Annotated in this window: 13 protein-coding genes; 3 read left to right on the forward strand and 10 right to left on the reverse strand. The window is 42.4% G+C overall.

Annotated features, from left to right (window positions below; all coding sequences use genetic code 11):
* Nucleotides 1–7: 7 nt before the first annotated feature.
* Both thrB and D8791_RS06565 read right to left on the reverse strand, forming a co-directional pair.
* Nucleotides 8–874: a homoserine kinase gene (thrB, locus tag D8791_RS06560; protein ID WP_061422952.1), complete on the reverse strand. Its 867-nt coding sequence runs from the start codon at nt 872–874 to the stop codon at nt 8–10.
* A 1-nt stretch (nt 875) separates the two neighbouring features.
* A complete protein-coding gene (locus D8791_RS06565; RefSeq protein WP_125390584.1) occupies nt 876–2,162 on the reverse strand; it encodes a homoserine dehydrogenase in 1,287 nt (428 codons plus the stop codon).
* Between the two features lie 132 nt (nt 2,163–2,294).
* On the opposite strand from D8791_RS06565, the gene D8791_RS06570 reads away from it, so the two are divergent.
* A complete protein-coding gene (locus D8791_RS06570) occupies nt 2,295–3,227 on the forward strand; it encodes a polysaccharide deacetylase family protein (protein ID WP_125446815.1) in 933 nt (310 codons plus the stop codon).
* A gap of 257 nt (nt 3,228–3,484) precedes the next feature.
* On the opposite strand, the gene D8791_RS06580 is transcribed toward D8791_RS06570, so the two are convergent.
* From D8791_RS06580 to D8791_RS06615, 8 genes are all read right to left on the reverse strand, one after another.
* The gene (locus tag D8791_RS06580) at nt 3,485–4,441 is read right to left on the reverse strand and encodes an ABC transporter permease (protein ID WP_125446817.1); all 957 of its coding nucleotides are present in this window, start codon (nt 4,439–4,441) and stop codon (nt 3,485–3,487) included.
* Nucleotide 4,442: 1 nt separating this feature from the next.
* Nucleotides 4,443–5,537, reverse strand: coding sequence for an ABC transporter permease (locus D8791_RS06585; RefSeq protein WP_125446819.1), 1,095 nt, complete (start codon nt 5,535–5,537; stop codon nt 4,443–4,445).
* 13 nt (nt 5,538–5,550) lie between these two features.
* Nucleotides 5,551–7,065, reverse strand: a complete 1,515-nt coding sequence (locus tag D8791_RS06590) for an ABC transporter ATP-binding protein (RefSeq protein ID WP_125446821.1) — start codon at nt 7,063–7,065, stop codon at nt 5,551–5,553.
* Nucleotides 7,066–7,201: 136 nt separating this feature from the next.
* Entirely contained in the window at nt 7,202–8,257 is a 1,056-nt protein-coding gene (locus D8791_RS06595; protein ID WP_061911253.1) for a BMP family lipoprotein, read from the reverse strand.
* A 71-nt stretch (nt 8,258–8,328) separates the two neighbouring features.
* Entirely contained in the window at nt 8,329–8,718 is a 390-nt protein-coding gene (locus tag D8791_RS06600; protein WP_125371773.1) for a cytidine deaminase, read from the reverse strand.
* The gene (gene deoC, locus D8791_RS06605) at nt 8,705–9,367 is read right to left on the reverse strand and encodes a deoxyribose-phosphate aldolase (RefSeq protein WP_125371774.1); all 663 of its coding nucleotides are present in this window, start codon (nt 9,365–9,367) and stop codon (nt 8,705–8,707) included. The genes D8791_RS06600 and deoC overlap by 14 nt, the downstream gene beginning before the upstream one ends.
* Nucleotides 9,368–9,384: 17 nt before the next feature.
* Nucleotides 9,385–10,662, reverse strand: a complete 1,278-nt coding sequence (locus D8791_RS06610; protein WP_125446823.1) for a pyrimidine-nucleoside phosphorylase — start codon at nt 10,660–10,662, stop codon at nt 9,385–9,387.
* A gap of 2 nt (nt 10,663–10,664) precedes the next feature.
* Nucleotides 10,665–11,252, reverse strand: coding sequence for a class I SAM-dependent methyltransferase (locus tag D8791_RS06615; RefSeq protein WP_125446825.1), 588 nt, complete (start codon nt 11,250–11,252; stop codon nt 10,665–10,667).
* Between the two features lie 94 nt (nt 11,253–11,346).
* Here D8791_RS06615 and coaA point away from each other — a divergent pair, with 94 nt between their 5' ends.
* Together coaA and rpsT are read left to right on the forward strand one after the other, a co-directional pair.
* The gene (coaA, locus tag D8791_RS06620) at nt 11,347–12,267 is read left to right on the forward strand and encodes a type I pantothenate kinase (protein ID WP_125446827.1); all 921 of its coding nucleotides are present in this window, start codon (nt 11,347–11,349) and stop codon (nt 12,265–12,267) included.
* 70 nt (nt 12,268–12,337) lie between these two features.
* The gene (gene rpsT / locus D8791_RS06625; protein ID WP_001274000.1) at nt 12,338–12,574 is read left to right on the forward strand and encodes a 30S ribosomal protein S20; all 237 of its coding nucleotides are present in this window, start codon (nt 12,338–12,340) and stop codon (nt 12,572–12,574) included.
* The last annotated feature ends 61 nt before the right edge of the window (nt 12,575–12,635 follow it).

Here is a 12,635-nt window from a genome sequence, read left to right on the forward strand (position 1 = left end):
TTCTCTTCTATTTTTCTACACGTACACCCTGAGTATCGACTTGCAACTGGAAGACTTGTCCATCAAAACCTTGTTCCTTGATTTGCTGATAAATCTGCTCAGCCTTGTCTTTCGGAGATAAAACCATAACAGTCGGCCCAGCTCCAGAGATATAAGTCGCAAAGGCGCCCTGTTTTCTGGCTAAGAATTTGATGTCAGAAAATTCTTTGATAAGCGGTTGGCGATATCTCTCATGGAAACGATCAGATTCAATTGCACGACCAGCTGTTTTCATATCGCCCTTTAAGAGAGCCGCAACAGCGACATTGGCTACAGAGCTTGCTGCAACAGCTTCCTTGTATGAAAGGCGATTAGGCAAAACACGGCGGCTTTCAACAGTTCTCAACTCATAATCGGGAATAAAAGCGATAAAGCTGACCTCTGGGAAATCTGACACAACAGCTGAAACTTGATTTTGAAAAGAGCTTGCAATCACTAGATTTCCATAAATTGCTGGTGCCACATTGTCAGGATGGCCTTCGATTTTTGTCGCAATCTTCAGCTTCTCATGATCAGATAAGTTCAGATTTGCTAACTGATTGGCCAGTTCAATCCCAGCAACAATAACGGAGCTAGAAGAGCCAAGACCGCGAGCCAAAGGAACATCGCTGGTCATTTTTAAGCGATGTGGCTGAAGGTCCGGGGCTAATTGCAGGGCAATTTTGATTAGTAAATTCCGTTTATCCGTTGGAATTCGAGGATTGAGGTCATGCTCAATAACCCACTCCTGACTTTCTTCCAAGACTTCGATTTCTAAATATTTGGAGACTGCAACACCAACTGAGTCAAAACCAGGCCCGATATTGGCACTGGTTGCTGGTACAATAATTTTCATCTTATTCTCCTAATACTTTAAAGGTATTGAGCAATTCGAACTCTGGTACTTCACGGAGCTTAGCCACTACATTTTCTAGCTGAGTTTTGCTTACAGCATGCGTGATGATAACTACACGAGCTGTTTCACCATCTGTACCTTCTTGCAGAATTTGCTTGAAGGAAACTTCTTCAGCATTAAAGATTTCAGCCAAATGCAAGACTTGACCCTTGGCATCTGGAGCCAAGATAGAGAAATAATAGTTGCTCTTAACATCCTCAGGTTTAGCCAGGACAAGTTCGCGACTAAATTCATTGAAGGCTTTGCCAATCGTGCCTTCATTTAAGCGACGAACAATACGGACGATATCCGCAACGACACTGGTCGCAGTTGGTTTTTGGCCTGCTCCTGGACCGTAGTACATAGATTCTCCAATACCGATTGACTCGACAAAGACCGCATTCATTACGCCGTTTACGCTAGCTAGCGGATGCGCTTTTGGCAAGAAAGTCGGTGTCACTTCCGCAGCGATTCCTGATGGCGTTTCCTCAATCGAACCAACTAATTTCACTACATAGCCCAAATCTTGAGCAACAGCAACGTCTTCAGGAGTGATGTTGCGAATGCCTTGGTGGCTGACATCTTCAAACTTGATATTCATACCGAAAGCAAATTGGCTGAGGATGACCATTTTATAGGCTGCGTCAATTCCATCAACGTCGTTAGTCGGGTCACTTTCAGCAAAACCTAAACGTTGCGCTTCCGCAAGAGCATCCTCGTAAGACCAACCTTCTTCTACCATCTTGGTCATCATGAAGTTAGACGTTCCATTGACCACGCCCAAAACGCGGGTTATCTTATCAGATGCCAATGAATTGACCAAGGTACGCAAAATTGGGATACCGCCCGCAACAGCTGCTTCATAATAGAGAGCAACGCCATTTTTCTTCGCAATATCTAACAATTCAGAACCATGAACAGCCAGCAAGTCTTTGTTAGCAGTTACCACATGTTTACCTGCTTCAAGTGCACGTGTGATAAAGGTTTTAGCTGGTTCAATCCGTCCCATCAGCTCCACTACGATCGCAATTTCGCCGTCATTTAAGATTTCATCTACATTAGTTACAAAATTGTAATCATTTCCAGCAGCCAAAAGACGTTCTTTTTCAGCATCATCCTTGACCAAGACTTTAGCAACTTCAATCTCAGAATGAGCAGCCTGAACAATCTTTTCTCCATTTTCTTTCAACAAGAAAGGAACACCACTAGCAACTGTTCCAAAACCAAGTAAAGCAATTTTAATAGACATGAGGAACTCCTTGAATATTTCTTATATAAAAAACATTATAACAAAAATATATAGAAATGCCTACAAATCTATTTGTATATTTGTTATAATGTAAGTAAAAATTTTAAACTCATGAGATTAGAAGGAGATACCATGACAGATAAACACATTGGAAGACGCATGCAAAGACATAAAGCTAAGAAAAAGGCATTCCTTTTTTCTATTATCAATCTTTTCTTGCTCCTTGCCCTAATCGTAGGCGGAATTTATCTTTGGAAGACTCAGTTCTCTCCTAGCAAACAATCCTCTGCAGGCAACCAAACTGTGCAATCCACCTCGAAGCCAGACTCTACCTCAACAAATGAAGAAGCTTCAAAAATCAAGTGGGTAAAACAAGACGAGCCTGTTAAGATTCCAATTTTGATGTACCATGCGATCCATGTAATGGATCCCTCTGAGGCAGCCAATGCTGGTTTGATTGTAGATCCAACTACTTTTGAAAGTCATTTGCAGGCCCTGAAAGAGGCTGGTTATTATACTTTAACCCCAGATGAAGCTTACAAAGCTTTGACAGAGAATGTCCTGCCTGAAAATAAAAAAGTAGTCTGGCTGACCTTTGATGATAGTTTGAAAGACTTTTACACCAATGCCTTTCCACTACTTCAAAAGTACCAGATGAAGGCAACCAACAATGTCATTACTGGATTTGTCCAAGCTGGCCGTGAAGATATGCTGACGCTTGATGAGATCAAAAAAATGAAGGAAAAAGGAATGTCCTTTGAAGACCATACCGTCAACCACCCTGATCTATCAACTGCTACTGCTGATCAACAAACCCTTGAACTACGTGATTCTAAAGCTTTTTTAGATGACAATCTATCACAGAAGACGACGACTGTTGCCTATCCATCTGGCCGCTATAGTGATGCGACCTTGCAGATTGCTGAAAGTTTGGGCTATAAGATGGGATTGACGACCAACAACGGCCTGGCTTCACTGTCTAACGGTTTACTCTCACTCAATCGTGTTCGAGTGAACCCAACTACTACTGCAGAAGATTTATTAAACGAAATCGCTACAAATTAATCTTAGAAAGCTTGCTTCAGACGAAGCAGGCTTTTTCTATTTCCGATAGCAACTTTTTCCAATCACAAAAAAACGAGAGTGGGACAGAAATCGGTAATTCGTTAGAATTCGATTTCGTCGTCCCACCTCCGCACAGTTGAGTAGGGCTGTAAAAGCTGATGAAATCAGCGTAGTAGAGCCCACTCAACCACTGCGTCTTGCTCGACAATCCAAAGACAATTGAAAGGCTAGGACTTTTGTCCCAGCCTCGTAAAAGGTTATTTAGACTTGATATAGTTGATACCGTCTGCTTTCGGAGCAACAGCTTTACCAAAGAAGGCTGCAAGAACCACAATCGTCAAGACATATGGCGCAATCTGTAGATAAACCGTTGGCACTTTTGAAAGAAGAGGCAACTGTTTTCCAATAACGGCTAAACTTTGAGAAGCTCCAAAGAAGAGACTCGCCAACATAGCACCGATAGGGCTCCATTTACCAAAGATCATAGCTGCCAAGGCGATAAATCCTGGACCTATGATAGTTGTCACGGCAAAGTTAACGGAGATCGACTGAGCATAAATAGCTCCACCAATACCACCGAGTAGACCAGAAATCATAACACCACAGTAGCGCATGAGGTAAACATTGATTCCTAATGTATCTGCTGCCTGCGGATGTTCTCCAACTGAGCGAAGACGCAATCCAAATTTTGTCTTAAACATGATAAACCAAGCAAGGAAAGAGAAGGCGATGGCCAAATATCCCATCAGACTTGTATGTTTGAAGAATATATCTCCTATGACCGGAATATCAGACAAAATAGGAAAATTAAATTTGCCAAATGAACGCTGAATGTTGTCTGTTTGCCCCTTGTTGTAGATAGCTTTAACAAGGAAGACTGCCAAGGCTGGTGCTAATAAGTTTAGAACCGTACCACTAACAACGTGGTCCGCACGGAAGTTAATGGTTGCTACAGCATGGATAAGGGAGAAGAGCACTCCGACTAAACCAGCAGCAATCAAGGAGAGCCACGGAGTCAAGCTGCCAAAACTACTTTCGAAAGTCAGGTTAAAGAGAACGCCTGTAAATGCTCCCATTACCATGATCCCTTCCAAGCCGACATTGACGACTCCGGCATGCTCCGAATAAGCTCCACCGATACTTGTGAAAATCAGGGGAGCCGCATAAATCAGCATAGATGATACTAATAAACTTAATACCGTTACAATATTCATCCTAGTTTCCCCCTCTCACTTTACCAGCTTCTTGCTTACGATTTTTAAATAATTCAAAAACTGTCTTACCAGTCAGACGCTCAATCAAGTAATGGGCGCTAACAAAGAAGATAATCGAAGCTGTCACAATATTGACCAATTCTGTCGGAATCTGAGCCACGTTCATACCTGGCGCACCGACACTTAAAACTGCAAAGAGGAAAGCCGCAAAAAGGATACCAACTGGAGAATTGGCTGCNAAAAGGCTAACCGCCATACCATTGAAACCAACGCTCAATGAGCTTCCTTGTACAAAGACATTCTGATAAGTACCTAGTCCTTCTACTACCCCTCCAAGTCCTGCAAGGGCTCCAGAAATAATCATGGACAAAATAATAGTCCGTTTAGAGGACATCCCTGCGTATTCAGCTGCATTTGGGTTAAGACCAACAGCACGAATCTCAAAGCCAAGCGTTGTTTTCTTCAGCATATACCAGATCAGCACAACTGCAATCAAAGCAAAGAAAATACCGATATTCATACGAGAGTTGGCTGTTAGACTTCTCAACCATTCTGTTTGATAAATCGCATTAGCACCAACACGTTTACTAGAGTCAACACTCTGCATCACAGATTTTGGAAAGCTGCGGATAAAAGCATTTCCAACGAAGAGGACGATATAGTTCATCATAATCGTAACGATGACCTCACTCGTTCCTAAATAGGCACGCAGAACTCCTGGAATAGCACCAATAATCCCACCAGCTACTGCAGCAATGACTACAGTTGCTAACAACATCAGAGGGCGAGGTAGGTCAGGGAAGGAAAGGGCAAACCAACCAGCCAGAATCCAACCAGCCAAGGCCTGACCTGGAAGTCCGACATTGAAAAATCCAGCCCGACTAGCAACGGCAAAACCCAGACCAATGAGAACTAGAGGTCCCATCGCCCGAGAAATTTCACCCAAACTTCTCAAAGAACCGAATGCTGTTTTAAAGAGGGATTCATATCCCCAGATGGCATCATAGCCAAAGATAGCCATGACAATCGCTCCCAATAAAATCCCCAAAAGAACTGAGATTAAGGGAACTGCAATCTGCTGTGTTTTCTTAGACATTTGAATCTCCCTTCTAAATCTTACCACCAGCCATGAGAATACCAAGTTCTTGCTTATTGGTTTTCTCTGGAGTCACAATTCCTTGAATCTTGCCATCATGGATAACGGCGATTCTGTCAGAAAGATTGAGTATTTCATCTAGCTCAAAGCTGACAACAAGTACTGCCTTACCTTGAGTACGCTCCTCAATCAAGCGTTTATGGATGTACTCAATTGCTCCGACATCAAGTCCACGAGTAGGCTGACTGACAATCAACAAATCTGGATCACGATCCACTTCCCGAGCAATGATAGCCTTCTGCTGGTTTCCTCCTGAGAGGGCTGAAGCAGGTACATACTCGCTAGCCGCCCGCACGTCAAACTCTTTCATCAGATTGCACGCGTAAGAGTAAATATTATTGTAATTCAAGATGCCGTTTTTGCTAAGTGGTTCCTTGTAGTAAGTCTGCAAAGCAATATTTTCAGAAATGGACATCTGCAGCACCAAACCATCGCGATGGCGGTCTTCAGGGACGTGGCTGACCTTCATCTCTGTAATCTGACGTGGTTTCTTACCAATCACGGACTGGTTCTTGATCAAAATTTCACCCGAGCTTGCTTTTCTAAGTCCTGTGATAGCTTGAATCAACTCAGTCTGACCATTTCCATCAATTCCTGCAATCCCAACGATTTCACCAGCACGAACATCCAGTGAAAGCCCCTTAACAGCTGGAACGCCTCGATTCTCTTCAACGACAAGATTCTTGATTGAAAGAACTGTTTCTTGCGGATTAGAAGGTTTCTTCTCCGTCTTGAAAGAAACAGCACGTCCAACCATCATTTCCGCCAAGTCTTGGTTGGTCGCACCTGCAATTTCAACTGTTTCGATCGATTTTCCTCGACGAATAACGGTCACTCGGTCAGAAACTGCACGAATTTCATCTAACTTATGGGTAATGAGAATGATAGATTTGCCTTCCTTGACCAAGTTTTTCATGATTTTCATCAATTCCTCAATCTCAGCTGGCGTCAAAACGGCTGTCGGCTCGTCAAAAATGAGAATGTCTGCACCACGGTAAAGGGTCTTCAAAATTTCAACACGTTGTTGGGCTCCAACAGAAATATCCTCAATCTTGGCAGATGGATCAACCGACAAACCATATTTCTTAGATAAACGCGTAATTTCTTGCGTAGCGCGTTTCAAGTCTAAGATACCATTTTTTGTAATCTCACTTCCAAGAATAATATTTTCAGCAACAGTGAAGGCTTCCACAAGCATAAAGTGCTGATGCACCATCCCGATACCAAGTGAGGCCGCCTTTGATGGAGAGTCCAGCTTAACTGGCTTTCCGTTTACTACAATCTCACCACTAGTCGGCTCAAGTAGGCCGGCCAACATATTCATCAAGGTTGACTTCCCGGCACCATTTTCTCCTAAAAGAGCGTGAATTTCACCTTTTCGGAGTTCCAAATTGATTTTATCATTGGCCACAAATTCACCAAAAATCTTGGTAATTTCTCGCATTTCAATGACATTTTCATGTGTCATGGCTCTTTCCTTTCCAGAATTTCATTTTATGTCGATACAACCTCCTCGGACTCCTATCCTAGTAGGCTTAATCGATGCAAAGGCGTCAGAATTTAAAAATGAGCGACCCTAGTAGGTCGGATCGCTCAACATTCAATTATTTATCAGGAACTGTGATGCTACCATCAAGGATTTTAGCTTTCGCTTCTTCAACAGCTTTTTTAGCATCCTCAGAAAGGTTGGTTGTTGTCAAATCAACACCGCCGTCTTTCAAACCAAAGGTTGTAGTTTTACCACCTGGGAATTTACCTTTAGCAGTTTGATTAGCAATGTCTTGGACAGTCTTACCAACTTGTTTCAAGCTTGATGCCAAAACAAAGTTAGACTCTTTACCATCTTTAGATTTGTATTTACCTTCTTCAGTTTGGTCACGGTCAACACCAAGTACCCAAACTTTTTCATTTTCATTTCTTGTTTCGTTGATTGACTTAGCTTCGTTAAATACTCCAGCACCAGTACCACCAGCTACTTGGTAAACAACATCCGCACCACCAGCATAGTGAGCAGCTGCAATTGTTTTACCTTTAGCTGCATCGCCGAATGAACCAGCATAGTCCACTTTAATCTTGATAGATGGGTCAACTGATTTCACACCAGCTTCGAAACCTTTTTCAAAACGTGTGATAACTGCACCTTCTATACCACCTATGAAACCAACTTGTTTTGTCTTAGTAGTTTTTGCAGCTGCAACACCAGCAAGGTAAGCTGCTTCATTATCTGCAAAGACTGCTGAAGCAACATTCTTTTGACCTTCAATTACATCGTCAATAATAACGTAGTTAATACTTGAATTATCTTTTGCAGCAGATTCAACGGCATCACGAAGGGCAAAACCGATACCAAATACTAAGTTGTAACCATCCGTAGCAGCTTGGTTTAGGTTGTTCGCGTATTGTGACTCGTCTGTTGATTGGAAGTAAGTATAGCCGTTATCTTTTGAAAGGCCATTTTCTTTCCCCCAAGCTTGCAAACCTTCCCATGCAGATTGGTTAAATGACTTATCATCAACACCACCTGTATCGGTTACGATAGCAGCTTTTAAATCAGTTTTAGCGTTAGAGCTATCTGATTTAGACGCACGATTCCCACATGCAGCAAGTCCGATTGCTGCGACAGACACTAGACCAAGACCTAGCCATTGTTTCTTGTTCATTTCTGAACCTCCTATATAAGATGTGCAACTTAGTTGCAAGTTTAATTTTGGTCAGTTGACCAGCAACAGACTCAAGTTAAGTCTGTAAAAGAGTATGGAAGTAACTCCTTGACCGTCATCACGACCGTCGATTTATCTTTAGCGACCAAGGTCACTGGTAAATCCTGATTAAAAAACTCTGCCATTACTTGGCGGCAGGCACCACACGGAGAGATCGGTTTTTCCGTTTCTCCGTAAACAATTAATTCCTCAAAGTCCAAGAAACCTTCAGAAACAGCTTTAAAAATGGCTGTTCGCTCTGCACAATTGGTTAAGCCGAAACTAGCATTTTCGATATTGACACCTGTGAAAACTTGTCCATTTTTAGCTACTAAAATGGCTCCGACAGGGAAATGAGAGTATGGAACATAGGCATTCTTCGTGGTTTCTACAACTAAATCAATCAAATTAGTAGTCGCCATTAGCCACGTCTCCCTCCATAATCGCTACACCAGAGGATGCTCCAATGCGAGTCGCACCAGCTTTGATAAAGGCAAGTGCATCTTCGTAAGAACGGGCACCGCCAGAAGCCTTGACTCCCATATCTGGCCCAACGGTCTTACGCATCAAAGCTACATCCGCAACGGTTGCACCACCAGTTGAGAAACCAGTAGATGTCTTGACAAAATCCGCCCCAGCTTTCTGAGCAATTTGACAAGCTCTCACTTTCTCATCATCTGTCAAGAGGCAGGTCTCAATAATGACCTTGACCAAGGTTCCTTTAGCAGCTTCCACAACAGCTCGAATGTCTCTTTCAACTAAGTCAAAGTTTCGAGACTTTAGAGCACCGATATTGATGACCATATCAACTTCATTCGCTCCGTTTTGGATGGCATCACTCGTTTCAAAAGCTTTGAGCTCCGGAGTATTTGCTCCCAGAGGAAAACCAATGACCGTACAGACTTTTACATCCGTAGCTTTTAGTGCTTGCGCAGCAAAATTCACCCAAGTCGGATTGACACAGACGCTCGCAAAGTCGTATTTCTTTGCTTCCTCAATTAAGGTTTCAATCTGCTCCTGACTTGCATCAGGTTTCAAAAGCGTATGGTCAATGTATTTGTTTAATTTCATGTTGGATTCTCCTAGAATTAAGCGATCACTTCGACAATCTCGCTTACTGCAACGCTTTCACTACCTATTCTAACATTTTTTTGGAATTCTGTAACTAGTTCTTGAGAAATTTTTTCATTTGCGTAAATTTTTGCGACAATTTCCCCAATTTCGACTGTTTCGCCAACCTTCTTTTCAAACACGATTCCAGTTTCATAATCTAGTTTATCAGATTTGACGGCTCGACCTGCTCCTAATCTCATCGCAAACAAGCCAAATTCCATAGCTGGAAGCTCTGTGATATAACCAGATTGGTCTGCTCTCACTTCGGCCACATAAGCCGTCTGGGATGGTCGATACAAGTCCTCTAGATCACCACCTTGAGCCGCAATCATCTCTTCAAATTTTTTCAAAGCCGCTCCGTTTGTCAAATGTTCTCTGATTTCAGAAACAGATTTCTCAACATTTGCCAAACCAAGCATAATCCGAGCGAGCTCATAGATAAACTCTGTAATATCCTCGCGTCCTTGTCCTTGAAGGATTTCCAGTGCTTCTAAGATTTCCAAACGATTGCCAATGCTAGTGCCCAAAGGCTGACTCATGTCCGTAATAACTGCAACCGTCCTGCGTCCGACTGCCTTGCCCAAGTCTACCATAGTACGGGCTAGGACACGGGCATCCTCTAGATTTTTCATAAAGGCACCTTCACCGACGGTCACATCCAGCAAGATGCTGTCTGCACCAGCGGCGATTTTCTTGCTCATAACCGAACTGGCAATCAAAGGAATCGTATCAACTGTAGCGGTCACATCACGTAGAGCATAGAGAAGCTTGTCTGCCTTGACCAGCTGGTCTGACTGACCGATGACGGATACACCAATATCCTGAACCTGCTTGATGAAATCTTCCTGACTGCGCTCTACTTGGTAGCCCTTGACAGACTCGAGCTTGTCTATGGTACCACCCGTATGCCCCAAGCCTCGACCGCTCATCTTAGCAACGGGCACGCCAAAGCTAGCTACTAGAGGAGCCAAGATTAAGGTAACCTTATCTCCCACTCCACCAGTCGAATGCTTATCTACCTTAATCCCTGAAATGGCTGACAAATCAAACTGCTGGCCTGTTCCCACCATGGCCATGGTCAAATCAGAAATTTCCCGAGTGGTCATCCCTTTAAAGTAAACAGCCATAGCAAAGGCTGACATCTGGTAATCTGGCACTGTTCCGGCTACATAGCCCTCAATCAGCCATTCAATCTCTTGACTGGACAATTCTAGTCCATCTCGTTTCTTTTGAATAATATCAACTGCCCGCATCGTTATTTCACACTCCTTAGGATATAATAGCCTTTGTCCTTCTTGAGAGTCTCACAGTTGCCAAATACTTCTTCCATCTTGGTTTTAGCGCTGGGAGCTCCTTGTTTCTTTTGGATAACAATCGTCAAATCCCCATCCGCTAGCAAGTGATCATAGCTACCTGAAATAACCTCGTGCACCACCTGCTTACCGGCGCGAATCGGTGGATTGCTGATAATATGATGAAATTGTCCGGTCACATTTTCGTAAACATTGGACTGGAAAATATCTGCAGATACTTGGTTCGCATCCGCATTCTTTCTAGCCAAGTCTAGCGCTCGCTGATTGATATCCACGAGAGTGACTTCCAGCTCTTGCGCTTTAGCCAGAGTCAAGCCCAGCGTTCCATAACCACAGCCGACATCCAGCAGCGTTTCTTTTTTGTTAAATTCTAAGGCAGACAACAACACTCGACTGCCGTAATCGATCATTTTTTTGCTAAAGACACCAGCATCCGTTAAAAAGGTCATCTGTTGTCCTAATAATTCCACTTTTAATTCATGAATGTCATGTTTGGCATCCGGATTTTCTGCAAAATACATTTTAGTCATAAAACCATTTTATCATAAATTTTCTAGATTTGTAAATCGTTTTCATTTCTCCAAAAGTATGTTATACTAAAATCCATCATAGTAGGAGTAACTTATGACTAACGAATTTCTTCATTTTGAAAAAATCAGCCGCCAAACTTGGCAGAATCTGCATCGAAAGAAAAATCCACCGCTCACTGAGTCCGAACTCAATTCTATCAAGAGTTTCAATGACAAAATCAGTCTACAGGATGTGACAGATGTTTATCTGCCTCTGACAAATCTCATTCAGATTTATAAACGTTCCAAAGAAGATCTCGCTTTTTCAAAAGGTATTTTTCTACAAAAGGAGAGCAAAAGGCAGCCCTTTATTATCGGAGTATCTGGCAGTGTTGCCGTTGGAAAATCAACGATTAGCCGCCTATTGCAAATCCTCCTATCACGGACTTTTACAAATGCCACCGTTGAATTAGTGACGACAGATGGCTTTCTCTATCCTAATCAAACTTTGATTGAAACGGGGATTTTAAATCGCAAGGGCTTCCCCGAAAGCTATAATATGGAACTCTTGCTAGACTTTTTAGACCGCATTAAAAATGGTCAAAACTATGAAATTCCCGTCTACTCACACGAAATTTATGATATTGTTCCAAATGAAAAGCAGGAAATTAAAGCAGCTGACTTTGTCATCGTAGAAGGCATCAACGTCTTCCAAAATCCGCAAAATGAACGCCTTTACATGACTGATTTCTTTGACTTCTCCATCTATGTAGATGCCGAAGTTGAAAATATCGAGTCTTGGTATCTAGATCGCTTTAAAAAATTATTGGCACTAGCCAAGCACGACACGGACAACTACTACCATCGCTTTACGACTCAACCTGAAGAAGAAGTCATGGCGCTGGCCCATAATATCTGGGAAACAATCAATCTGGTGAATCTATTAGACTATATTGAGCCAACTCGTAATAGGGCCGAAGTGATTTTGCACAAGGCTAGAAATCATGAAATTGACGAAATCTATCTAAAAAAATAATTTAGACTTGTCAAATCACAACTTTTCATATATAATTAGATAGTTAGTATTTTCAATGGAGGTGAATAACTTGGCAAACATTAAGTCAGCTATCAAACGCGCTGAATTGAACGTTAAACAAAACGAAAAAAACTCAGCTCAAAAATCAGCTATGCGTACTGCAATCAAAGCATTTGAAGCAAACCCGTCTGAAGAACTTTTCCGTGCTGCTAGCTCAGCTATTGATAAAGCAGAAACAAAAGGTTTGATCCACAAAAACAAAGCAAGCCGCGATAAAGCACGTCTTTCAGCTAAACTTGCTAAATAATGCATCGCGCATACAAAGGAGCTCCACGGAGCTTTTTTTGTTGCTCACTGTAATTAGGAGA

This window comes from Streptococcus cristatus, from assembly GCF_003943515.1.
GTDB lineage: Bacteria > Bacillota > Bacilli > Lactobacillales > Streptococcaceae > Streptococcus > Streptococcus cristatus_D.